General features: G+C 56.2%; 23 protein-coding genes (1 of these 23 cut by a window edge). 11 read left to right on the top strand and 12 right to left on the bottom strand.

Going from position 1 to position 24,456, the window contains the following annotated elements:
* From IF205_RS09375 to IF205_RS09360, 4 genes are all read left to right on the top strand, one after another.
* A protein-coding gene (locus IF205_RS09375) for a GNAT family N-acetyltransferase (RefSeq protein WP_259783029.1) crosses the window boundary here: on the top strand, window positions 1-292 show its 3' portion. 239 nt of this gene lie to the left of the window's left edge; only the last 292 of its 531 coding nucleotides appear in the window; its start codon lies off the left edge, out of view; its stop codon occupies window positions 290-292.
* A 65-nt stretch (window positions 293-357) separates the two neighbouring features.
* Entirely contained in the window at window positions 358-1,110 is a 753-nt protein-coding gene (locus IF205_RS09370; protein ID WP_259783028.1) for a lysozyme family protein, read from the top strand.
* Window positions 1,111-1,345: 235 nt separating this feature from the next.
* A complete protein-coding gene (locus tag IF205_RS09365) occupies window positions 1,346-2,911 on the top strand; it encodes a PAS domain-containing sensor histidine kinase (RefSeq protein WP_259783027.1) in 1,566 nt (521 codons plus the stop codon).
* Window positions 2,912-3,028: 117 nt separating this feature from the next.
* Complete coding sequence (locus IF205_RS09360) at window positions 3,029-4,201, top strand: aminotransferase class V-fold PLP-dependent enzyme (protein WP_259783026.1); 1,173 nt, start codon at window positions 3,029-3,031, stop codon at window positions 4,199-4,201.
* A gap of 784 nt (window positions 4,202-4,985) precedes the next feature.
* Here IF205_RS09360 and IF205_RS09355 read toward each other — a convergent pair.
* The 3 genes from IF205_RS09355 to dgcN form a co-directional block, all read right to left on the bottom strand.
* Window positions 4,986-5,822 carry a hypothetical protein gene (locus IF205_RS09355; protein ID WP_259783025.1) on the bottom strand — a complete coding sequence of 279 codons (837 nt, stop codon included), beginning with the start codon at window positions 5,820-5,822 and terminating at the stop codon, window positions 4,986-4,988.
* Window positions 5,823-5,897: 75 nt separating this feature from the next.
* Window positions 5,898-6,878, bottom strand: coding sequence for an N-acetyl-D-Glu racemase DgcA (dgcA, locus tag IF205_RS09350; RefSeq protein WP_259783024.1), 981 nt, complete (start codon window positions 6,876-6,878; stop codon window positions 5,898-5,900).
* Between the two features lie 11 nt (window positions 6,879-6,889).
* Window positions 6,890-7,888: an N-acetyltransferase DgcN gene (dgcN, locus tag IF205_RS09345; RefSeq protein ID WP_259783023.1), complete on the bottom strand. Its 999-nt coding sequence runs from the start codon at window positions 7,886-7,888 to the stop codon at window positions 6,890-6,892.
* A 178-nt stretch (window positions 7,889-8,066) separates the two neighbouring features.
* Between dgcN and IF205_RS09340 the strand changes: the two genes are divergently transcribed.
* The 6 genes from IF205_RS09340 (at window position 8,067) to IF205_RS09315 (ending at window position 15,917) form a co-directional block, all read left to right on the top strand.
* Window positions 8,067-9,422, top strand: a complete 1,356-nt coding sequence (locus IF205_RS09340) for a DUF1800 domain-containing protein (protein WP_259783022.1) — start codon at window positions 8,067-8,069, stop codon at window positions 9,420-9,422.
* 11 nt (window positions 9,423-9,433) lie between these two features.
* Window positions 9,434-10,615 carry a DUF1501 domain-containing protein gene (locus IF205_RS09335; protein ID WP_259783021.1) on the top strand — a complete coding sequence of 394 codons (1,182 nt, stop codon included), beginning with the start codon at window positions 9,434-9,436 and terminating at the stop codon, window positions 10,613-10,615.
* Window positions 10,616-10,735: 120 nt separating this feature from the next.
* Window positions 10,736-11,572, top strand: coding sequence for a 3-methyl-2-oxobutanoate hydroxymethyltransferase (panB, locus tag IF205_RS09330; RefSeq protein WP_259783020.1), 837 nt, complete (start codon window positions 10,736-10,738; stop codon window positions 11,570-11,572).
* 27 nt (window positions 11,573-11,599) lie between these two features.
* Window positions 11,600-12,457, top strand: a complete 858-nt coding sequence (panC, locus tag IF205_RS09325; RefSeq protein WP_259783019.1) for a pantoate--beta-alanine ligase — start codon at window positions 11,600-11,602, stop codon at window positions 12,455-12,457.
* Window positions 12,458-12,543: 86 nt separating this feature from the next.
* Window positions 12,544-13,830: an ABC transporter substrate-binding protein gene (locus tag IF205_RS09320; protein WP_259783018.1), complete on the top strand. Its 1,287-nt coding sequence runs from the start codon at window positions 12,544-12,546 to the stop codon at window positions 13,828-13,830.
* Between the two features lie 2 nt (window positions 13,831-13,832).
* Window positions 13,833-15,917 (top strand): sensor histidine kinase, encoded by a 2,085-nt coding sequence (locus tag IF205_RS09315; protein WP_259783017.1) that lies wholly within the window; start codon window positions 13,833-13,835, stop codon window positions 15,915-15,917.
* A 53-nt stretch (window positions 15,918-15,970) separates the two neighbouring features.
* Here the strand turns inward: IF205_RS09315 and IF205_RS09310 are convergent, their stop codons facing one another.
* The 8 genes from IF205_RS09310 to IF205_RS09275 all read right to left on the bottom strand — a co-directional run bounded on the left by IF205_RS09310 (window position 15,971) and on the right by IF205_RS09275 (window position 23,431).
* Window positions 15,971-16,318 carry a HesB/IscA family protein gene (locus tag IF205_RS09310; protein ID WP_259783016.1) on the bottom strand — a complete coding sequence of 116 codons (348 nt, stop codon included), beginning with the start codon at window positions 16,316-16,318 and terminating at the stop codon, window positions 15,971-15,973.
* A gap of 51 nt (window positions 16,319-16,369) precedes the next feature.
* Window positions 16,370-16,765: a DUF59 domain-containing protein gene (locus tag IF205_RS09305; protein ID WP_259783259.1), complete on the bottom strand. Its 396-nt coding sequence runs from the start codon at window positions 16,763-16,765 to the stop codon at window positions 16,370-16,372.
* A 74-nt stretch (window positions 16,766-16,839) separates the two neighbouring features.
* Window positions 16,840-18,090, bottom strand: coding sequence for an aminotransferase class V-fold PLP-dependent enzyme (locus tag IF205_RS09300; RefSeq protein WP_259783015.1), 1,251 nt, complete (start codon window positions 18,088-18,090; stop codon window positions 16,840-16,842).
* Window positions 18,087-19,397: a Fe-S cluster assembly protein SufD gene (sufD, locus tag IF205_RS09295; RefSeq protein ID WP_259783014.1), complete on the bottom strand. Its 1,311-nt coding sequence runs from the start codon at window positions 19,395-19,397 to the stop codon at window positions 18,087-18,089. The genes IF205_RS09300 and sufD overlap by 4 nt, the downstream gene beginning before the upstream one ends.
* Window positions 19,398-19,410: 13 nt before the next feature.
* The gene (gene sufC, locus IF205_RS09290; protein ID WP_375542683.1) at window positions 19,411-20,166 is read right to left on the bottom strand and encodes a Fe-S cluster assembly ATPase SufC; all 756 of its coding nucleotides are present in this window, start codon (window positions 20,164-20,166) and stop codon (window positions 19,411-19,413) included.
* Window positions 20,167-20,208: 42 nt separating this feature from the next.
* A complete protein-coding gene (sufB, locus tag IF205_RS09285) occupies window positions 20,209-21,681 on the bottom strand; it encodes a Fe-S cluster assembly protein SufB (RefSeq protein WP_259783013.1) in 1,473 nt (490 codons plus the stop codon).
* An 18-nt stretch (window positions 21,682-21,699) separates the two neighbouring features.
* A complete protein-coding gene (locus IF205_RS09280; RefSeq protein WP_259783012.1) occupies window positions 21,700-22,170 on the bottom strand; it encodes an SUF system Fe-S cluster assembly regulator in 471 nt (156 codons plus the stop codon).
* Window positions 22,171-22,522: 352 nt separating this feature from the next.
* A complete protein-coding gene (locus tag IF205_RS09275; RefSeq protein ID WP_259783011.1) occupies window positions 22,523-23,431 on the bottom strand; it encodes a LysR family transcriptional regulator in 909 nt (302 codons plus the stop codon).
* Between the two features lie 152 nt (window positions 23,432-23,583).
* On the opposite strand from IF205_RS09275, the gene IF205_RS09270 reads away from it, so the two are divergent.
* Window positions 23,584-23,778, top strand: coding sequence for a hypothetical protein (locus IF205_RS09270; RefSeq protein WP_259783010.1), 195 nt, complete (start codon window positions 23,584-23,586; stop codon window positions 23,776-23,778).
* Between the two features lie 160 nt (window positions 23,779-23,938).
* On the opposite strand, the gene IF205_RS09265 is transcribed toward IF205_RS09270, so the two are convergent.
* The gene (locus IF205_RS09265; protein WP_259783009.1) at window positions 23,939-24,379 is read right to left on the bottom strand and encodes a hypothetical protein; all 441 of its coding nucleotides are present in this window, start codon (window positions 24,377-24,379) and stop codon (window positions 23,939-23,941) included.
* Window positions 24,380-24,456: the final 77 nt, after the last annotated feature.

Raw genomic sequence — 24,456 nt, 5'->3', positions numbered from 1 at the left:
CTATCGCTACACGGTCGAAAATTCCGTCTATATTGCCCCCGACGGCCAGGGTAAGGGCCTGGGCGGCGCGCTGATGGATATTATTATCGACCGTTGTAGCGCCCTTGGCCTTCGGCAGATGGTCTCCGTTATCGGCGACAGTGCCAACGCAGCATCAATCGCCCTGCATAAATCCCGCGATTTCCGGATGGTCGGCACTCTGGAAGCCACTGGCTTCAAATTCGGACAGTGGGTCGACAGCATCCTGATGCAACGCGCACTGGGTGAGGGCAAAGATACCCTGCCGGAGTAATACAGACAAAACGGCATGCTCCTTGCTTCGTTTATTGACGGAGAAGAGACCAAGGAGTGAGACCCATGCGCCGTCCGGCGTATCTTATATTCGCAATTTCCGCCTTATGGCTCTGGTGTCTGCCCCCGGCAGACGCCGCGCCAACGCCCAGCAACAGCGCCGCCCGGGCGGCCAAGCTGTGCCATACGCTGATCGGGCAGGCCGAGCAGGAATTGAATATACCCCGGCATTTATTGCAGGCTGTCGCCCTCACTGAATCCGGCAGGACCATTTCCATGCCGCCGTCCGGGGCAGCACAGGATGCCGAGGACCGGGAAACCTTCACCGCGTGGCCCTGGACCGTCATGGCCGAAGGGCGCGGCCGCTACCTGCCCAGCAAGGAAGCCGCCATCCGGGAAGTCAGGATGCTGCGCCAGAAAGGGGTCACCAATATTGATGTCGGCTGTATGCAGGTAAACCTGCATTACCATGGCGATGCCTTTTCCTCTCTCGAAGAGGCCTTCGATCCGATTCACAATGTCGCCTATGCGGCGACCCTGCTCAGCAAATTGCGCGAAGACCGGCATTCCTGGACAATGGCGGTCAAATTCTATCACTCTTCCGACCGCGAGCGGCAAAGCTACTATCGCAAGAAAGTGTTCACCGCCTGGCGTAAATTGCAGAAACGCGCACGCGGAGAGAGGCTTGCGGCCAACAGCAACAAGGCACCCGGCTGGGCGGCAAACCCTGCCCGCGCGCCCCTCTTCCGGAACTACGCGGCACAGAAGCGCCAGGAAGAAACTGTCCGTGCGCGGCTCATGTCGCAGGCAACGCAGTGAGGACGCGTTTTCCCTTTGCCGTGATTTCATTCCGGTATAACGTGAAATCCAATAGGGATTGCAACTTCGGCAGCAGGGGCAATAGGTAAGCTTGATCAAACAAGCATTTACGGATGGGGGCGCATCTAGTGCGTAGTTGTAACAGTAATAATAATCGTAATATCGGCCTCAATAACAACGACCGTCCCCGGCTCGTTGCACAAGCATATGCCTGCTCCCCTGCAGGGGGTGGGGCATGACCGATGACGATATCCGCCATTTGGAGCCTTTGCTGGAAATAGCAAGCGACTGGTTCTGGGAGATGGATGCGGATTTTCGCTTTACCTATTTCTCCCCGGGAGCCTTCACGAATCTTCCGATAGATGCCGACAGTATGCTGGGCCGGAAACGCATGGAGCTGTTTTCCGAAGACGACCTGAAACAGCCTCATGTCATACAGCATCTTGACTGCCTGAAGTCTCACGCACCGTTTAAAAACTTTACCTATCATGCACATCTGCCAAGTGGCATCATCCGCGTTTTCTCCATAAGCGGCCGCCCCATTTTTGACGAGCAGAATGTATTCCAGGGCTATCGCGGCGGTGCATCGGATATTACAGAAACATATCAGGCCCGCCGGAATATGGAGGAGGCGCAAAAACGGCTGCAGGTCCAGACCGACCTTCTGGCGTCTATACTCAACGGACTGAACCAGGCTGTCCTGGCCTTTGACCGCAATCTGGAACTGCTTGTCTGCAATGAACCACTGGCGGTCCTGTTCAACTTACCGCCAAGCCTGACACGTCCCGGCACGCCTCTTGAGGACATTATTACGCATAATATTCAACAGGGCTGGCTGGCCGAAATGAAAGGCGACCTGGACAGGCGGGTACAGGACAGGGTGAATGTCTACCGGTCCGGACGGGATGCCGTGGAGACACTCACCAACCCGAATGGCACGACCCTGCAGTTGCATCGCCGCTCCCTGGAAAACGGCGTTCTGATCATGACCTATACGGATATCACCGAACAGAAACGCCAGGCGCAGCTGATGCTTGAAGCCAAGGAAACAGCCGAATTCGCCAATTATACAAAAACCCAGTTCCTGGCCAATATGAGCCATGAGCTGCGAACGCCGCTGAACGCCATTATCGGGTTTTCGGAAATCATTCGCGATGAACTCTATGGACCATTGGGCAAAGCCGAATACAAGGATTTCGCCCAGGATATCCACAACAGCGGAACACATCTTCTATCCATCATCAGTGATATCCTCGACCTGTCGCGCCTCGAGGCGGGACAGAAGGAACTGTCAGAGACCGAAGTCGATATAAACGCCACTGCCGTTTCCTGCCTGCATTATGTGGAACGCCGGGCCCAGAAGAACAGCCTCGCGCTGGAAAACAAAATCCCGCCCGGCCTGCCGCCCTTGATGGCCGATGAGGTTGTCTTGCGGCAGATCCTGATCAACCTGTTGTCGAACGCCGTAAAATTCACAGAGGAAGGGCATGTGCAGATAACCGCAACACAACGCGAGGACGGCGGCCTGCGCCTCACCGTGTCGGACACGGGCATCGGGATGAATAATGACGACATTGAAATCGCGCTGGCCCCCTTTGCCCAGATCGAATCGCACCTGACCCGAAAATATGAGGGAACCGGCCTTGGCCTGCCGCTAGTCAGAAATCTGGTTAAACTTCATGAAGCGGGCCTGACCATCGACAGCGAGCGTGGCAAAGGAACCGATATTCATGTCGACTTTCCTGCCAACCGAACCCTGCCCGTCCGGTCGGACAGCAAGAAAGTCCCTTCCGCGCCCTGACCCGGCGGAGGCGTATACTCCCTATTCAATATCTTTGACTACCTCCAACACCATCGAGACGATAACCTGCGTCTGATTTTCAGACCGTTCCCCTTTCAAAGCCTGTGCAGGAATCCCATGACTTTGGACATTGACCACCTTCGCGCTGACACCCCCGCCTGTCTCCAACGCATCCATTTCAATAATGCCGGGTCTTCAATTCCCCCAACACCGGTCCTGGACAGCCAGATAAAGTATTTGAAACTGGAAGCCGAGATTGGCGGCTATGAAGCAGCCGATGCCACACAGGAAACACTGGAAGCATTCTACACCGCAGCAGCCGGGGCCATTGGTGGTAAACCCCAGGAGATCGCCTTTATTGAAAACGCCACCCGCGCCTGGGACATGGTGTTCTACGCCTTTGACTGGCAGCCGGGCGACAAGGTCCTCACCTCACGCGCGGACTATAACTCAAACATGGTGTCCTACTGGCAGGTCGCCAGTAAATACGGCGTTGAAATCGTCATGGTGCCGGACGACGAATCCGGTGCCCTCGATGTCGCCGCATTGGAACGTGCTATTGACGACCGTGTCCGCCTGATTTCCGTCAGCCACATTCCAACCAATAGCGGACTGGTAAATCCCGCCGCCGCAATCGGCGCGGTCGCCACCAAATACAACATTCCCTATCTGCTGGACGCCTGTCAGTCGGTTGGCCAACTGCCGATTGACGTGGCGGAAATCGGCTGCACCATGCTGTCCACAACGGGGCGTAAATATATTCGCGGCCCTCGGGGCACCGGCTTTCTCTGGGTTCGGGAAGACTGGATCGAGAGGTTGGAGCCACCCCTGCTCGACAACCATGCCGCCCCCTGGGTTTCTGTCGACCGCTACGAGATTCGCAAAGACGCGCGGCGTTTTGAAAACTGGGAAAGCAATTTTGCCGGCAAGATCGCGTTGGGCAGGGCCCTTGCTTATATGACGGACCTGGGCATGGAGAACATCTGGGCGCGCATCAAACTTTTGTCCGGAACCCTTCGGGCGGAACTGTCCAACCTTCCCGGTGTGACGGTCTGGGACCCCGGACAGGAGAAATGCGGACTGATCACCTTCACCAAAGACGGTAGGGAGCCCAAGGATATTCGGGATCGCTTGCGGGCCAGCAACATCAATGTTTCGGTGTCAACCACACAGTTAACCCGCACCGAACAGCGCGACCACGCCGTAGATGCAACCGCTCGCGCCTCCGTTCATTATTATAATACGCAAGCAGAGATCGAGAGGTTTGTGGAGGCGATCAGACACCTCTAAGCGGCCACAGGGCTGTTGCAGAAATACAACAGCCCTCCACACAACCGGAACAAGTCGTGAAAAACTGCTTTACGTCTGCAAATTGATATCTGTATTCTAGTACCACTATCGCAACTGACTTCAACTTCTGAGGGGACGTCCCATGACCAATGTATGTGTGAAAAAGCATACCGGCTCTATGGCTCGGGGCGCTGTTCAGTTGCGGATTGTCTCCACGTCCACCATGCGACGACACTAGACGGAGACCGATGCCGACTTTTCCAGTCGGCCTCATCACTTCCTGAAAAACTGATCTGAACAAGCGCAGGCGGAATCCCGATTTCGTCCGGAGACCTATGTGTCTGTCCGGGCAATGACGGATCTCCTTTTGCAACGCCTCGATCAGGAAATTTTTCATCATTCCTAAGTACAAAGGAGAAACAAATGCTTAGAGCACTGTGGAGGCTGTTTATCCTTCCCAGCCAAACCCGCCGACGGCAAAGGCAAAAGCAAAGACGCATTTATGAGTTAAACGATCATGTCCTGCGGGACATGGGACTGGAACCCCGAAACCACCCCAGCTTTCGTCCGCCAATGGACCCGAATAACTGGCGGTAACCAACCAAACAGAAAGGATTGATCATGATTTATGTGATTGCTGTCTCGCTGGTACTGAACTACCTGACCCGCCGCTCGGCAGACGATAAACGCGCCCCTGCCGCCCAGTCCCCTCCTATCGGGGACTAACAACAGAAAAAGGGGGCCAACGCGCCCCCTTTTTTGCTTCATCGAATTGAAGCCCACTTTATTCAGGGTGATCCTTCGCCGTCAGGAATTTGAAGATCATGGACAGGCATCCAACACTGACGGCAATGGCGACCGGATATAAGATCAGATTAAACACCCACCCCAGGTAAAACAGGCTTTTCAGCGACTCTACTCCACCGTCGATGGCATGTTGAACCGCCTCTGCCCCGAAGAAATTGAACTGGACCAGGAAACCAACGACAATCACAGGAAGATGGGCAAAGAGATAGACAAAGAAAATCCGCCAGACGCTCCCGCTCGTGGCACGCCAGGAATCTTTCAACCGCGCCGGTGCGCTAATCGCCGCGGCGGGGAAAATCAGACACAGCCGGATGAAGATGAAGACGCAGGTGACAAAAACCGCCAGCGAGCCGATCCAGGCCAGAGCTTGCGATTGAGCAACGGAACTGACCACGCCAACGAGAACACTCAAGGCTGCGGCGACCAGCAGAGCCAGCACGGAGACTGCAATCCCGTAAATACAATATTTCAGTTCTGCCGCCCCGGCCTTCACCCCGATAACGGTTGAGGAAAGGTCCTCGCGTAAAATGGCCCGACGGTGCCAGGCTGTGGCGAAGGGAACAAAGACAAGAGCCAAAGCGACATTGGTTACAAACTGCCTTGCGATGTCAAAGCTGGACGGCAGGGCCGGATTTTCCAGGACACCCAACGTGTATTGTAAGTTCAGGAAAGACAGACCCGCGACCAGCAGCATGGGCAGCCAGGCAATTTTCACCAATGCCCCGATATTGGATACAACAAAGCGATAGGTCGCCGCGACCGTCGCAAAAACTGGCAGACGGTCCTCGTCAAGATAGGCTTCGTATTCCCCCATAACTCCCCCTTCGCACAAAAAAGAACGGTGCCGCTTTCGGCACCGCCCTTTATTAAACAGTTTTTGTTGTCGCCACTACCCCCAAAGGGCGGCATCAACCGGTTGCATCGTACTGCCCTCAAAGGCAATCCCCGGCTCCCGGTCTTTGGCAAGTAGAAGCGGCCCGTCGAGATCGACCACAGTGGCCCCTTCGGCCACAAGCATTGCCGGGGCCATGGCAAGAGACGAACCGACCATACAACCGACCATGACCTGCATCCCCGCATCCAGTGCCATTTGGCGTAGTTTCAGGGCCTCGGTCAGGCCGCCGGTCTTATCCAGCTTGATATTGATCATGTCATATTTGCCGACCAATTTATGGAAATCGGCGCAGGCATGGGCGGATTCATCGGCGCATAGGGGAATGGGATGAGCAACATCCGACAGTGGTGCGTCGGCATCGGCCGGAAGCGGCTGTTCAATCATTTCCACCCCAAGCTCTTTCAGCTTGGCGGAAAACGGTTCCACCATATCCACCGACCAGCCCTCATTGGCATCGACAATCAAACGTGTGTTGGGCGCATTGTCACGAACCGCCGCCACACGTTCCAGATCGCCTTCACCGGTCAGCTTCAGCTTCATCAGGGGACGATGAGCGTTGGCTTTCGCCTGTTGGCCCATCTTCTCCGGCGTATCAAGACTGATCGTATAGGCCGTCACCAATGACTTGGGCGCGGACAGCCCCGCCAATTCCCAGGCCCGTTTTCCCGCTTTCTTGGCCTCATAATCCCAGAACGCGCAGTCCAGAGCATTGCGGGCAGCACCTGGTTTAAGCAGGGTCTGGATGTCGTCACGGCCCGCACCATCGGCAATCGCCCCTTTGAGGGCTTCCAGTTCGGCGATAACACTTTCAATGCTTTCCCCATATCGGGCATAGGGCACGCATTCGCCGAGACCACGGTTGGTGCCGTCGTTCAGTTCCGCGACGACGACTTCAGCCGATGTTTTGCTACCGCGGGAAATCGTGAATTTCCCTGCGATGGGCCAGGATTCGTGCCGTAACGTCAGATCCAGCATATCCCCTCCCCTTAACCGAGTGCGTCGACCAGACGACCGGCGCCGTGACGGAAGGCGTCAACGGCAGGCAGGCCGGTTTCGGCCTCGAGTTTCTGCAGGTATTCGTCTGCTTCTGCATCATCCAGCATGGAGGTGTTGACGGAAATGCCGATCACGCGGCAATCCGGGTTGACCATCCGGCCCATGCGTTCATTCACCTCGATGCATTCCTGAATGGACGGCAACTGGAAGTCCGGCAGGCCGCGCATGTGGTCACGTTTTGCCACATGACACATCACAAGCGCATCCGGCTGGGAACCATGCAGCAGGCCGAGGCTGACACCGGCAAAAGAGGCGTGGAACAGGGAACCCTGACCTTCAACCACATCCCAGTGATCATCATCATTGGCCGGGGACAACCATTCGGTTGCACCGGAAATGAAGTCGGCGACGACAGCATCGACGGAAACGCCATCGCCTGCGATGAAGATACCGGTCTGCCCCGTTGCCCGGAAATCGGCATTCATGCCACGGGCCTTCATTTCGCGTTCCACAGCCAGGGCCGTAAACATCTTGCCGACGGAACAATCCGTGCCGACCGCGAGAATTCGTTTGCCCGGACGCTTGCTGCCCTTGGCAACGTCAAAGCCGCGGCTGGGATGGCGTACATCGAAAAGCTGACGGCCCAGGGCGTCTGCCTTTTCCTTGATCTCCGGAATGTCGACCAGACGGTTATGCAGGCCACTGGCGATATCCATCCCCAGGTCCAAAGCCTTCAGCAGGCTTTCCTTCCAGCTATCGGGAATGACGCCACCGCGATTGGCAACACCGATCACGACAGTCTTGAGACCGGCTGCAGCAGCCTCTTCCATGGTCATATCCTGCAGGCCCAGATCGGCCTTGCACCCGTCCAGCCGGAACTGGGCCAGGCACCATTCCGGACGCCATTTTGCGACACCGTCGGCAACCTTTGCGGCAAGCTGATCCGGCGCGTCGCCCAGGAACATGAGATATGGATGCTCAATAGCCATTTTCTGACCCCATTTATATAAGTGAAACCTACCTGGCGGCCTACATATCAGAGAAAGCGTAACCCGCCAACGCAGATTGTCCCCTGGCCGAATCGGTTTATGGTGACTGGCCTACTAGGCCTTGGATCGGATTGGAACCACGGTTAGGATAGGCAGGGTTTGGTTGGAGCGCAGAAGCATGTCCGTTACCTATCCGGAATTCGGTGAGGCAGAAAAACACGCCGCCATCGCGGCAACCCGGTTTGGTTTCGGCCTGCGTCCCGGTGAACTGGCAATCATTGCGGCAGGTCCACAGAAATGGCTGACTGATCAGCTCGACTATGCGGACACGCCCCCTGAAATCAAAAACCTGCCAAACGGCCCCCACCATATGAAGCGGGTGCTGGAAGCCGGCGCGGGAAAGAAAAGCACGTATCGCGGTTTTATCCACGAGGCCATCCAAAGCGGCCAGTATGAAGCAGCCCAAACGGCACTGGCCGTCTATAACAGCCCGAACCCATTTGTTGAACGACTGGTGAAATTCTGGTCCGGCCATTTCACACTGTCGGCGGCAAAGCTGCCTCATATGGCACCACTGGTTGCCGCCTTCGAAAGAGATGCCATCCGCCCCTATGTCCTGGGTCCGTTTTACAAGATGTTGCTGGCGGTGATCAAACATCCCGCCATGCTGGCGATCTGGGGTAATGACGGCTCCATCGGGCCAATGTCCGACGTCGGCTGGGACGGGCATTACCGGCTGGACCAGACGCTGGCCCGCGAAATCATGGGGCGCTACACCATGGGCCCGCAGGGAAAGTTCTTTCAGGGTGACGTCCAAAGTCTGGCTGCGATGTTGAGCGGTTGGACGATTGGCAGCCTGCGATCAAATAATCCGGGCGGTTTCGTCTATCGCGATGACTGGCATCAGATTAACAAGAAACGCTTCCTTCACCGGATCATGCCGGAAGGCGGTATCCTTGAAGGAGAAGCCGCCCTTGAGCTTCTGACCCACCAGGAAAGCACCGGCTGGCATCTGGCGCGCCGGATGGCCGAATACTTTATTGGTGACGCACCACCGGAGGGTCTGGTGACGGACCTTGTGAACGGCTATGCCGATTCCGGTGGCGATTTGCGATCCATGGCGCTGGCGCTAATCAATTCGGGATACGCCTGGGAGGATCGCCAACAGAAACTGAAGACGCCGGAAGACCTGGTCTATTCAACCTTCAAGGCATTGGATGTTCCACTGGCAGACGGGCGACCGCTGGTCCGCGCGATGCAGATGCTGGGTCAGCCGATGCTGAAATCCCCGCCGCGCGAAGGCTGGCCGACGGATGCGACCTTCTGGGCTGGCCCTGATCTTCTGGCCGACCGGGTCGACTGGGTTGTCGGCATGGCCCGCGCCAACGGGGTGCAACTTACCCCGCCTGTTCATGGCATTCATGTTCTGGGGCCGTTGCTGACGCCCCGGACCTTCCGGTCACTGACGGTTGCCCGCAACAATGCGACCGGCATCGCCATCCTGCTCAGCAGTTCCGAATTCCAGCGGCGATAGGGAGAAAGCGAATGTCCATGATTTCCAACGCGCCATCCCGTCGCCAGTTCCTGAAAACAGCCGCTGCCGGTATTGCTACGGCCAGCCTTCCATGGGGCAATCTGGCGCTTGCCAAGGCCTCAACAAACAAGCGGCTTGTCGTCATCCTCCTGCATGGCGGTCTCGACGGCCTGTCCCTCTTCCCCCCTTACGGCGACAAGCAATACCGGCCGATGCGAGGGCCGCTGGCGATTGAAGAACTGATTGAACTCAACAATTTTTATGGCCTGCATCCGGCGGCAGATGCCCTTCTGCCCTTCTGGGTACGAAAGGAACTGCTGGTCTTTCCGGCCACGGCAACGCCCTATCGCGGCAGCAATCACAAACAGGCCCGGGATATACTGGCCACGGGTGCCGCAACGCCGGACGCGCTCGACAGCGGCTGGTTAAACCGGGCACTTCAGGCAATGGACGGCTCCAAAGGCCTGGCCGTACAGCAGGACACCCCCATGATCCTTCGGGGGGATGCTGACACGGAAATCTGGCAGAAAGAGCGCCTGCAACCAATCGCCGGGTTGCAGGAAAGACTGGGTTTCATCAACGAGAAGGATGCTTTTCTGGCCCATGCCCTGGCACTTTCGCAACGCCAGCAGAAAGAGGATGCGGACATGCATCCCGACGCCGCAAACGGGGCGATGGAAAACAGCCTGACCAGCTTCGAAGATGCGGCTGTCGCCCGTTACGTCGGACGCCGTCTGGCCGCAAAAGACGGCGATCGCATTGCCGTCATGGAAAGCAGCGGCTGGGACATGTATCGCAACCAGGGGGCAGATCAGGGACGTCAGGCCCGACGCTTCGCAGCACTTGCCTCGACCCTGGAAAGCCTTGCCACAGAGATGTCGCAGGTCTGGAACGACACCGTTGTCGTTGTCACAAGCGAGTTCGGCCGCACGATCCGGCCCAACGGTTGGAACGGAACGGATAACGGTGGCGCCACCGCAACTCTGGTTCTGGGCGGACGGGTCAAAGGAGGACGGTTCCTCGGCAAATGGCCCGGCCTGACGACAGGACAGCAACTGACACCAACCATTGATACGCGGTCCGTTTTCAAGGCGGTGCTGGCCGCGCAGATGAACATCGGCACCAAAACACTCGACAATACGGTCTTCCCCGGCTCTGCCAAACTTCCTGCCGTATCTGGGATCATCCGCTAGGCCGACAATCTTATCCCACCGCCTCCTTAGCCTTCTATTTTGCGGCGCAGCATGCTAGAAGCGTCGTAATCAAGAACAGCGCCCCCTCAAGGGGCGGTAGCATCGGCACAAGGAGGTTCCATGTCCGCATCATCCGATCAGACAGCATCGCGTTTTACGGTGCCCGAAGTCACCGCCCGAAAAGGCGGCACCCCCTTGGTCACCCTGACCGCCTATACCGCGCCGATGGCAAGACTGCTCGACCCGCATGTGGATATCCTGCTGGTCGGCGATTCCGTTGGCATGGTGCTCTACGGCATGGACACAACCCTTTCCGTTGACCTGACGATGATGATCAATCATGCCAAGGCTGTCATGCGCGGGTCCCGCCAGGCCTGCGTGGTGGTCGACATGCCCTTCGGCACCTATGAGGAATCACCCCAGCAGGCCTTTCAGAACGCCGCCCGCCTGATGCGCGAGACCGGTTGCGCTGCCGTCAAACTGGAAGGCGGTGAAGAAATGGCGGAGACAGTCTCATTCCTCACAAAGCGCGGCATTCCGGTGATGGGTCATGTCGGCCTTATGCCCCAACAGGTGCAGGCGTTGGGCGGCTTCAAGGCCCAGGGCAAGGATGACCAAAGCGCCCATCAGGTGATCGAAGACGCCACAGCCATTGCCGGTGCAGGGGCATTCAGCCTTGTCATCGAAGGGGTGATGGAACCCGTCGCCCGGAAGGTCACCGAAATCGTCAAAATTCCGACAATCGGCATTGGCGCGTCACCTGCTTGCGACGGCCAGGTTCTGGTAACCGAGGACATTCTTGGCCTCTTTGCCGCCTTTAAGCCGAAATTTGTCAAACGTTATACAGATTTGTCCGACGATGTGAGCAACGCTGTCGCCTCCTATGCCGAGGAAGTGAGGCAGCGGCAGTTCCCCGATGCCGACCACTGTTTCGGTATGACGCAAAAGAACACCTAACCTCAGTAAACCGGGTTCAGCACCTCTATGGAAAACAAGAATATTCAAGTTGTTCGCACGGTGGCCGACCTTCGTTCCGCCGTCGCGGCATTCCGTGCCAAAGGCAAAACGGTCGCCCTGGTTCCAACCATGGGAAACCTGCATGACGGGCATCTGTCATTGGTCCGTGAGGCACGCCGCCATGCCGATGTCGTCTGTGCGACCATCTTTGTGAACCCGACCCAGTTCGGCCCGACAGAGGATTTCGACAGCTATCCGCGCACCTTCGACGCCGACCGGGCGATGCTGGAAAGCGAAAGCGTTGAAATCGTCTATACCCCCACCGTATCGGAAATGTATCCGGATGGCTTTGCTACGGCCGTCTCCGTGACCGGGATCACGGACTGTCTATGCGGTCAGGCCCGCCCGACACATTTTCAGGGCGTTGCCACGGTCGTGACGAAGCTGCTGTTACAGGCCCTGCCGGATGTGGCCGTTTTTGGTGAAAAAGACTTTCAGCAACTTCAGGTCATCCGGCGGCTGGTCACCGACCTCGATATTCCGGTGGAGATCGTCGGCAGCGCCACATGGCGTGAGGCGGACGGCCTGGCGATGTCATCGCGCAATCGTTATTTAAGCGACCGGGAACGTGCCATTGCCCCAATGCTACATCAATGCCTGACGCAACTTGCGACAAAAATCACACCCGGCACCGATGTCTGCCCCCTCATTGAAGAGGCGATCAAAGCGTTGGTAGACGCGGGTTTTGCAAAGGTAGACTACCTTGAACTTCGAAAAGAGTGTGGCCTCGGCCTGCTGTCACAGTATCAGGGAGAAGAAGCAAGACTGTTCGTCGCTGCCCATCTGGGCAAGGCGCGTCTGATCGACAACGTCAAAATCCGATAGAGGATTATGGTTTACTTCAACCTATGGAATGGGAAAAATAGGACAGGCTACACTACTATCGCGATTAAATGAGCGTCGAGACTGTAATGGCGAGTGAGACAAGAGGCTCCCAGGTTAGCAGGAGACAGGCCTTAGGCAGAATTGCCACCGGCGCGGTCGGCCTTGCCGCCGGTGCGACTCTGTCCGCCCCCTTTGTTCATGCCTCCGGCAAACGCAAGCTGTCCTATGCCTGCAATGGTGTAACTGCCTTTCCCCAGATTGCAAGGCGCGCCAGAGAAGATCTTGGAATAGAGATCGAATTCAACGTCTACTCCAACGAAGACCTGCTCAAACTCGCCGTCACCCAGCCCAACAGCCTCGACCTCCTCGAAATTGCCTTCGACAGCCTGCCCTTCCTGATCGACCTGAACAAAATCCGTGGCATCGACGCCAGGAATATCAATTTCTTTGACGAAATCTCCCCGGTTTTCATTCCCGGCAACAAGGGTGCCACACCCAGACAGGCCGATGGTCGCAGTCCCCGAGACCTTTGCCATGTCACCAAGGAGATTTCCGGTGGCCCTACCTCCGATCAATCGGGTTGGCTGGCCGCGATCCCGGTCACGTTCAACGCAGACTCCCTTGGCGTGCGGGTGCCGAGCCAGGCGACCGGGATACCCACACATTGGCGAGCCTTGCTCGCGCCGGAATTCGCCGGACACGCGGCAATAACCGGCATACCATCGGTCGGCATCATCGATGCGGCCATGGCCCTGGAATCACGCGGAGATCATCGTTACGCCAACAAAAGTGAAATGACCCACGATGACATCACTTTCACTGTAAACCGTTTGATCGACTTCAAGAAAAAAGATCACTTCCGGGGCATCTGGCACACTTTTTCCGAAAGTGTGGACCTCATGACCAATAAAGAGGTCGTCATCCAGTCAATGTGGTTCCCGGCTATTACAAGAACCCGCCTGACCGGCATTGATTGCAGAATGGCTGATTTCGAGGAAGGGTATCGTGGCTGGGCACGCGGCCTGACCCTCCCCAGAAACCTGAGCCAGTATAAAACCGACATGGCTTATGACGTATTCAACTGGTATCTGGATGGCTTTCCAGGCTCCGTCATATCCCGGCAGGGTTACTACAGCGCCGTCCCCAAAAAGACCAAAGACCATTTGTCCGCAGACGAATGGGGATACTGGTATGAGGGCAAAACCGCAGAGGACGATATCCTGTCTCCCGCCGGGGACGTTGTAGAGCAAGCAGGCACCGCCCGGACCGGGGGAAGCATGGCGGATCGCATTGGCAAGATCGCATGCTGGAACTCATTCATGCGCGACCACAGTTACCTTCGGCGCGAATGGCAGCGCTTTCTGGAGGCATGATCATGTTCAAGCTTCCATCCACCATCAAAGCCCGCTTTTACCTGGCCATGGGTGTCATGGCCGTCCTGTTTCTGGGTGTCGGACTGACATCCATTTCCGCATTCTATTTTGTAGGCCGCACAACCAGGCAGGCGCAAGAAACCAACCTGCCCGCCATCGAAACCGGCTATCTGGCCGCGGCCAGAGCCCATATTATCGCCAATGACATTCAGAACTTTGCCAATACCTCCAATCCGGCGCGGCTGGACTATCAGTACAAAAAGCTGTCCGGTTCGCTTGAGAAACTGGTGAGGCAGATAGCAACGATCAGAAGTCACAATCTTGCGACCGAGGTCGACCAGATGAACCGTCAGGCAGAAACGCTATCTGCGCGCCTGCAGAGCATCTACCAAAGTCGGATGGAAGAACTCCAGATTGAAAACCAGCGCCGCCTGCTAATGCGTAAAGGCAACGAAACCCTGAAGCGCATCAACGAGAAAATACAGCCGATCAAAAACAATGCCGGGTTCGAACTGAATGTCGCCCTCTATGGCCTGATCAATGAAAAGCAGAAGCCGACAGACTCGCTGCGGCGGCGTTTCTTTGAAAGCGATCTTCCCAATTTCCAATACAGTCTGGAAGTGGAGAGCAGTGCCGGACAGGCCCATGCGTTGCTGACGCAGGCATTTAACGAAAACAATCCGCGGGTGGTTTCCACTTTCCAGGCAAGCTTTCAATCCGTTGCGGACAAACTGCAACGGCATATGGAAAGCTTCGGTCCTGACGCGAAAACCGAAGACCTGAAAGAACTCGTCAGCCAGCTCACGTCACTTGGACTGGTACCGGACAATCTCTTCCAGCAAACGCTCCTGCTTTTGGAAAGACGCGCACAAACAGCAAAGGCTGTGACCTCTGCAATCGAGGACGCCTCGCATTTTGCCTCCCTTGGGCAAACACTGTCGGGACAGGTTGCCGTAAACGTCCGCAACACGGCGGAAGACCTGAATGCACTCAATCACCGGGGAACAATCCTGGTCATCATCCTGACCGGGCTGGGCCTGTTGCTGGCCGCCACTACGGCCTGGGTTCTGGTCGGGCGCATGGTCATCAACCGCCTCTATAACCTGCGAAACCTCATGGAACTTGGTCAGAAGGGCGTCTATATACGCGATCAGATTCCATTGAAGGGCATCGATGAAATCGCCGATATCTGCCGCGCCCTCGATTTCTTCCTGAACCGGATCGAACAGGATGTCGAGCGTATGGTGGAATCGGAGAGGGACATTCGCGCCTCAAAGGAAAAGGCCGAAGCCGCGCTGGCGGAACTGCATATGACGCAGGAAAGCCTGATCCAGTCCGAAAAGCTGGCCTCTATTGCCACGCTCGTCGCCGGTGTGGCGCATGAGTTGAACACCCCTCTCGGGGCAGCGGTCAGTGTCGTTTCGCATCTTTACGCAAAGGTTGAAATCTTCGGCGAGCACCTGAAGGAAGGCCGCCTGAAGAAATCCGACGTACAGCGCTTTTACGACTTTGTTACCGAAGGCACGCAGATCCTGCAGGTAAACATTGATCGCACGATTGAACTGATCGAGCGTTTCAAACAATTGTCCCGGGACAAGCCGATGGACCAGAAGCGTGTGGTCAACCTCAATGAATTTCTCGCAGGCTGTCTCGCCGACCGTGAGGAGCATCTGCGCGACCGGCAGATCGACGTCTCGATTTACTGTCCCGACAAGGTCAATATCAAAACCCATCCCGTGGCCCTGTCCCAGATCATGACCACCCTGATCATGAATTCACTGACACATGCCTATGATGCCGATGCAACCGGGCATATCAACATACTGGCCAACACCACCGCCCAGGGTGTCACAATCGTCTATGAGGATAACGGCTGTGGCATGACGGAGGAGCAGACCCGCAAGATTTTCGACCCTTATCAAAGCTCTATCAAGGACGGTGAGAAAACGGGCCTGGGAATGCTGTTGGTCCACAATCTGGTTACCCTTCGCCTCGGTGGGGAAATCGCGGTTGAAAGCAGCCCCGGCAATGGAACGCGCTTTGAACTTCACCTGCCAATGGAAGTGCGCGATCAGAATGCCGCCTGAACGCAAACAACCGGCCCGATAGGGGCCGGTTGTTCATTCATTCGAAAAGAAGATTATTGGACGCTGAAGCTTTCACCACAGCCACAGCGGGCTGTTTCATTCGGATTGCTGAAGGTGAATCGGCTTTCCAGCTTGTCCTCGACAAAATCCATCTCCGAGCCGATCAGGAACATGATCGCCGCCGGGTCGATAAAGATTTTAACGCCTTTGTCTTCAACGACTTCTTCAAATTTTTTCTGTTCCATGGCGTATTCCACCACATAGGACAAGCCGGAACAGCCCTTGGATGAAACACCAACACGCAGGCCCAGAACGTCTTTGTCGCCCTGGTCCATCAACTGCCTTACCCGTTTGGCGGCGTTATCCGTCAAGGTCAGTACAGGTCCACCGGAACCGAACATGATTACCTTTCTCCTAAGCCTTGAGACTTTTTATATTGGAATGTCGCGACATCAGAACAAGTCCAGGGCCATTCTGGCATCTTCCGACATCATGTCGGGACGCCACGGCGGCTCCCAGGTCAGGGTTACGGCAACTTCGCCGACACCGTCGACACCGGCAACAGCCTCCGCCACCTGACCGGGCATCTCGCCCGCGACCGGACAGGCAGGCGCCGTCAACGTCATGGTTACGGCAACATCCCCATAGTCATCCATTTCACAGCTATAGATCAGCCCCAGGTCATAGATGTTGACCGGAATTTCCGGGTCATAGACTGTGCGAAGGGAGTCTTCGACTGCCTCCGGGGTTGCCTTGGCCGCCCCTTCTTCCAGACGCGTACCCGCACGGGCAGTCATGCCCTCTTCAGCGGCAGGCATCCCAAAGTTACCGAGATAGGGATGTACCATCCCGCCCGGCCCCATATCCATATAGTCAGCCGGGGTTTCTTCCGGTTTGTCGGTTTTGACTTTATCGCCATCCATCAGCCGAAGAACTCCTTCACTTTTTCCATGGCGGAAACCAGGGCGTCCACTTCTGCATGGGTATTATACATCCCAAAGGAGGCCCTTGTCGTCCCGGTTACACCCATACGCTGCATCAGTGGTTCTGCACAATGATGGCCCGCACGAAGGGCAACGCCCTTCTGGTCCGCGATCGTTGCTATGTCATGGGGATGGGCATCCTTCATGACGAAAGAGATGACCGAAGTCTTTGCCGGCGCGGTACCGATCACACGCAAACCGTCAATCGAGGCCAGTTTCTGTGTGGCATAGCCCAGAAGCGCCTGTTCATGGGCCGCGATAGACTCAAGTCCGACGCCAGAGACATAGTCGATGGCCGCCCCAAGCCCAATGGCCTGCACGATCGGCGGCGTTCCTGCCTCAAACTTGGCAGGCAGGTCCGCCCAGGTGCTTTTCTCCAGAGTAACGCTGGAAATCATATCGCCACCGCCCATGAAAGGCGGCATGGCATCCAGCAGTGCTTCCTTGCCATAAAGCACGCCGATGCCGGACGGCCCATAAATCTTATGGCCGGTAAAGACGTAAAAGTCGCAATCCAGTTCCTGAACATCAACCGGCATATGCATCACGGCCTGACTTCCATCCACCAGAACCTTCGCACCAACGCTGTGCGCCGTGTCGATAATGGCCTTCAGCGGCGTCACCGTACCCAGAACGTTGGATACATGAGTGATGGCGACCAGTTTGGTCTTCTCCGTCAGCAACGCCTTATATTCTTCAAGCAGGAATTCGCCCTCGTCCGAGATCGGTGCAACCTTGAGGTGCACACCGGTTTCGTCGCGCAGAATCTGCCAGGGAACGATGTTGGAATGATGCTCCATATGGGAGATCACAATCTCATCACCCGCCTTCAGAATGCCGCGCCCGTAAGCGTAGGCGACCAGGTTGATGGCGCCGGTTGCATTACCCGTAAAGACGATTTCCTTTTCGCTACGCGCATTCAGGAACGCACGAATCTTTTCCCGGGCGCCCTCATAGGCCGCCGTGGTCTCCTCAGAGAATGTGTAGGCCCCGCGATGCACATTGGCATAGCAATGTTCATAATGGTGCCTCATCGCATTGATGACGGCCAGCGGCTTTTGCGCCGACGCCCCGTTGTCCAGGAAGCTCAGCGGATAGCCATTTACCTTTTCCTGCAGAATAGGAAATTCTGCACGAACGGCATCGATATCATAGGTTTCATTCACCGGGTTGGCCGCCTGTATCGTCATGCGATATCTCCCAGTTTTTCACCGATCGCATCATGGAAAATCTCACGAACCGCAGGGTTCTGGATTTCCCCCAGAACGTCGAACATGAAAGCCTGCACAAGGATCTTGCGAGCTTTGTCTTCATCGATCCCGCGGGCCTGCAGATAAAAGAGCTGATCCTCATCCAAGTCACCAGAGGTAGCACCATGGCTGCATTTCACATCGTCTGCGTAGATTTCCAGTTCCGGCTTGGAATCCAGTTCCGCCTTGCGGGAAAGCAGCAACGCCCGGTTCAACTGGTGACCATCGGTACGCTGAGCCGTCTGACGGACCAGGATCTTGCCCTGGAACACGCCACGGCCATTGCCGTCCAGCACGCCTTTGTATATTTCGCGGCTCTGGCTGTCCGGCTTGGCATGATCAATGAACGTCGTGTTGTCGATATGCTGACCCTCGCCACCGTGATAGGCACCGTTGATCCGTGCCTCCGCATGGCTGCCGTCGACCAGACAACGAACATCACTGCGCGCCAGACAACCGCCAAGCTGCAGGACAAAGCTGTCATAGACTGCCTTGTCGTCCAGCTTCACCGCCGTCGTGGACAGGTGATAGGCATTCTGGGCTTCCTGCTGCAATTTGTAATGGCCAAGGTTCGCCCCCTGCTCCACCAGGACTTCGGTCACGTGGTTGCTCAGTGTCGCGACATCGCCGGTTCCCACATGGGTTTCCAACACGGTTGCGATGCTTCCCTCCCCGGCAACGATCAGGTTGCGCGGATGGAAGGACAACGCCGTGTCGCCGGCAACAGCCAGGGACACGAGATGAATGGGCTTGTCCAAGACAACACCACGGTCGAGTTCCAGATAAAATCCGTCAGCCAGATAAGCCGTATTAAGCGCCAGGACCGCCTCGTCGATATCGGCCAGCAAAGTGCCGATCCGGTCGACAAAAGCATCCGGAGCATCTTCGATCGCCTGTGCCAGCCCGCCAAGCTTTACCTTGGCCGGGAGACCGCCGATATCCGACAGGGCCGGATTGAAACGGCCATTCACCAGGACGATGCGATAGGCATCAATGGACGGTATGGTCGCAGGCAAACTATCAGGTACGGCAACGTCAACGCTGTCAGCCTGACGCCAGTCCAGTTTCCTCAAATCCTTGAGGTTGGTGTATTTCCAGGCTTCCTGCTTCACCGTCGGCAGGCCCATCATGCAATAGGCATCTTTCGCCAGCGTCCGGCGGTCCGCCAGCCAGGGCACTTCCGCCAGGGGCAGTTTCACCGGCGTATTACCGAAACCGCGGATAAAGGGGTCGATTACTTCCGACATTTCGTCCTCCGGATCACGCGGCGCTTGAAGAAAACTCGGCGTAACCGGTTTCTTCCAGTTCCAGAGCCAAATTCTTGTCACCGGATTTCACGATACGGCCATCGGCCAGGACGTGAACAAAATCCGGCACCAGATAGTCCAGCAGACGCTGATAGTGGGTGATGACGAGGACCGCACGGTTCGGATCGCGCAATTTGTTCACCCCTTCCGCCACAATACGCAGGGCGTCAATATCCAGGCCGGAATCCGTCTCGTCCAGAATGGCAAGCTTCGGCTCCAGGACGGCCATCTGCAACGTCTCGTTCCGTTTTTTCTCACCGCCGGAGAACCCCACATTGACCGCGCGTTTCAACATATCGTCCGGCATGCCGAGTTCCTTGGCCTTACCGCGAACCATCTTCACGAATTCCAGGCCGTCCATCTCGTCTTCGCCGTGATAGCGGCGCTTGGCGTTCAGTGCGTGTTTCAGGAATGTGGTGCCTGCAACACCCGGAATTTCCACCGGATACTGGAAGGCCAGGAAAACACCTTCGCAGGCCCGTTCATTGGGCTCCAGGTCCAACAGGTCCTTACCATCATAGGTTACCTTGCCTTCGGTCACCTCATAGCCGTCGCGCCCGGCCAGCACATAGGACAGCGTACTTTTGCCCGCGCCATTGGGGCCCATGATCGCATGTACCTCGCCCGGACGGATCGTCAGGTTCACACCTTTGAGGATTTCCTTGCCTTCTACAGAGGCGTGCAGGTTGTCAATTTCCAACAATGCCATTTTGCCGAATTCCTAATCCGTATGTGTTTCTCTTGTTGCGCCTTAACCGACGCTGCCTTCCAGGCTGATACCAATAAGTTTCTGTGCCTCTACCGCGAATTCCATGGGAAGCGTCTGCATCACTTCCTTGCAGAAACCATTCACGATGAGCGAAACCGCGTCTTCTTCCGTCATGCCGCGCTGGAGGCAATAGAAAAGCTGATCCTCGCTGATCTTCGAGGTGGTCGCTTCATGCTCCACTTTGGCCGTCGGGTTCTTGGATTCGATATAGGGGGTGGTATGCGCGCCACACTGATCACCGATCAGCAGGCTGTCGCATTGCGTATAGTTGCGCGCGCCATCCGCCTTGGGCTGTACCCGGACAAGGCCGCGATAGGTCTGTTCCGCGCGGCCGGCGGAAATCCCCTTGGAAATAATGCGCGAGGACGTGTTTTTGCCGATATGGATCATCTTGGTGCCGGTATCGGCCTGCTGGCGGTTATTGGTGATCGCCACCGAATAGAACTCACCAACCGAATTATCACCCTGCAGGATACAGCTTGGATATTTCCAGGTGATCGCAGAACCGGTTTCCACCTGGGTCCAGCTTATCTTGGAATTGCGGCCACGACAGGCGCCACGCTTAGTCACGAAGTTATAGATGCCGCCCTTGCCGTCTTCATCACCGGGGTACCAGTTCTGAACCGTGGAATATTTGATTTCCGCATCGTCCAGCGTGATCAGCTCCACCACGGCGGCATGCAGCTGGTTTTCATCGCGCTGCGGCGCGGTGCAACCTTCCAGATAGGAGACATAGGCCCCTTCGTCGGCCACGATCAGGGTGCGTTCGAACTGGCCGGTTTCTTCCGCATTGATACGGAAATAAGTCGACAGTTCCATCGGACAGCGCACGCCCTTCGGAATGTAGACGAAGGACCCGTCGGTAAAGACCGCACTGTTCAGGCAGGCATGCTTGTTATCCGAATAGGGAACAACGGAGCCCAGATACTTCTTCACCAGTTCCGGATGGGTTTTCACCGCCTCAGAGATGGAACAAAAGACAATGCCTTTTTCTTCCAGGGTCTTCTTATAGGTGGTCGCAACCGACACACTGTCGAACACGGCGTCGACAGCAACCTTCGGCGCGCCCTTCACCCCGGCCAGCACTTCCTGCTCTTTCAGCGGAATGCCCAGCTTGGCATAGGTTTCCAGCAGCTTGGGATCGACCTCGTCCAGCGACTTAGGTTTGTCGTCGTCGGCCTTCGGTGCGGCGTAGTAATAGATGCCGTTGTAATCGATGGCTGGAATGTTCAGCTTCGCCCATTCCGGGTCCGGCATGGACTTCCAATGTTCATAGGCCTTCAATCGCCATTCCAGAAGCCATTCCGGCTCCTCCTTCTTGGCGGAGATGAAGCGAATGATATCTTCGTTCAACCCCTTGGGCGCGCGCTCCATCTCGATCTCGGTGACAAAGCCGTATTTATATTTGTCACCAAGCTCGCCAACTTTTTGAATGGTCTCTGTAGTAGCCGCCATTTTCTGCGTCCGATCCAGTTACTGATCCACCGTGGTTTGGTCGCCCACAGCCTTTGGTTTTACGTTTATGAAGTCCGGTACGGCCGGATTTGCCACGATATCCGCGAGGCTCACGGCGTCGAGCGCCGTTTTGACCGCCATGTTGATCGGGTCCCAGTGCCCGCGCATGGGGCAGAGGTTCTCCACATCGCATGCGCCCTCGGCCCCTTCGACACAAGCCGTCAAAGCCACGGGCCCATCCAGGGCGGTTATTATTTCCGATACGCTGACATCTTCAGGGCCCCGCTCCAGGGCATAACCGCCGCCAACCCCGCGATGGGAGGCAATCACACCGGCCTTTGCCAAAAGCTTCAAAGTCTTGGCAACGGTCGGCAACGGCAACGCGGTGCCTTCGGCCAATTCAGGCGCGGTGACTGTTTCACCCACGCTTGTGGCCATTTGGCTGAGTACTACGAAGCCGTAATCTGTCAGGCGGCTTAACCGGAACATTTCCCTAAACCGTACTAATTTGGTCCTATTTAGATATGTACTGTTTCAGCCAGGCTTTTCAAGGATAATCTGCATCAGAACTGGTCAACATTGTCGCACCCTGGTGTGTGAAAACCGCAGAATTCCGGCAAATCCTTAAATTTGGAGACAAAAGTCGGTCAATTCGTCGAATGCCATTGATATGAATCAATGAGACATGACGGCCAGAAGCCTAGATTGATCCTCGACAGCGTTGGGAAAAGCCCGCTTTCTGTCCTAACCCATCCACTTACCGGAGGCCCTATTGGACCTCCGGTTTTTTTTGGTTCTCAAATTATTGGCGACGGGGCTGGTATCAACCGCCCCTTTAAGATCAGAGGCGCTCCCAAGGGGGGACGGGGCTGAACTTCTCAACCAGGAAGTCAACGAAAGCGCGCAGTTTCGGGGAAAGATGGCGCCGCGTCGGATACAGCGCATGGATCGGCACAGTGATGTCGCGATAATAATCTTGCAGAATCCGGACCAGCTTTCCATCCCGTACGTCGGGCGCCACCAGGAATTCCGCCAGACGCGCAATGCCAAGGCCGGAAAGGGCCATATCGTGGATCGTCTCGCCGTTATTGGCCGAGAAGTTCCCCTGTGGGCGGAAGGGATACTCTCCCTCCGGCACCTTGAATATCCACTCATTCAGATGGGGCAGCGTACTGAAGAACAGACAATTATGATCTTGCAATTCAGACGGATGCTGCGGCACACCATGTCTTTCCAGATATTCCGGTGAGGCACAGATCGCCCGTTTGCTGCGTGCGAGGAAGCGGGCGACCAGACTGGAATCCTGCAATTCACCGAAACGGACCGCCAGATCCACGCCCTGCTCTACCAGATCAACCACGCTGTCAGTCTGGATCATTTCCACCTGGACGTCGGGGTAACGCTCAAGGAATTCGGAGATAAGCGGGCTTACCTGATGACGACCGAATGCTACGCCACAACTCAGACGCAACATGCCTCGCGGCGTGGTATGGGCGCTGGTAACCTCCGCCTCTGCCTCATCAATATCGGACAAAATCCGCGTGCAACGCTCATAAAAACTGCGGCCTTCCGGCGTCAGGCTCAGACTGCGGGTGGTACGGTTAAGCAGGCGCACGCCCAGACGGTCTTCCAGTCGGCCGATCTGTTTGCTGACCGCGGAAGGCGTCAGGTTCATGGCCCGCGCTGCTGCTGAGAATCCCCCTTCGTCGACAACCTTGGCAAAGACTGTCAATTCTCCGATTTTGTCCATTTCCGATGCCCTTTTCCCACAACTTATCTTTTGCCGGACTATCACAAGTCATGTGATAGTTCCTTATATTTTAAAAGACAAGGAACAAGATTAGATTGTTGCGTGGAGAAGGAGGGTGCTTTCAGAAATCAAAAGAATGGAAGGCACCAAAAATGAACGGAAGAAGTAACAAGCTGGACCAATATCCTTCCAGCGCCGATATCAACAAGGCAGTCGCGCACGCCCGCACACTAAGAAGCCGGGCTTTTCATGATGCGATTGGCTCCCTGTTTAACCACTTTCGTCGCGGTCGGTTGAATGCCAAGAAGCCTGCCGTGACTTCCGGCGGCGTTTACGCCGCCTACTAAGGGGATACCCCTGTCCCCTTATTGCCGCAAGGCAACCCCCTCGACAGCCCTTACCCGTCCCAAATACCCCTGGGGCGGGTATCTTTTTTTCATTCCCCTAAAATGAAAAGGGCGCGCCGCCCAAGCGACACGCCCCTTCCTGCCAGGTGACAAAACTGGTTCAGACTGCGCCAAAGCGCATTTCATCCGGCGACTGGTGCGACGCATCGTTTGCCGTCCCCTTGGACAGCACAGCCTGCACCCACCGGTCTTCCGCCACATATTGCGGGAATTCCTCCCAATAGCCTTCGAAATTGCCGACCTGCCCATGAACGAAGCGGCCGTCTTCAATTTTCAGCAAGACCTTCTTTGAGCGAAAGACCTCGCCGCCCCGGTAGACAATGTACCAAACACCCACCCCTTCGAAGTCCAGACGTACATCCAGATCAATCGCACCGAGTTCACGGCGGTCATAGGTGTTGAACTCTACAGGTCCGGCATCACCACGCGCCGGATCGTAGACAGCAAAGATGCAGATATCGGCTTCGGCCGCCAGTCGGCGGACCTCCTTCTCGATCATCTGCTCCATCACTGCACGTAATTCCCGATTCGCAGTCACCACGATTCACCCCTTTGGCTATTTCAATAATAATAGCACACGTCAAGACTATATCAAGTAAAAACTAATAATCATTCTCC

Origin of the sequence: Aestuariispira ectoiniformans (assembly GCF_025136295.1) — a bacterium.
GTDB lineage: Bacteria > Pseudomonadota > Alphaproteobacteria > UBA8366 > Aestuariispiraceae > Aestuariispira_A > Aestuariispira_A ectoiniformans.
Note: the sequence above shows the minus strand (reverse complement) of the source record. Positions and strands in the feature narration are given on the sequence as shown.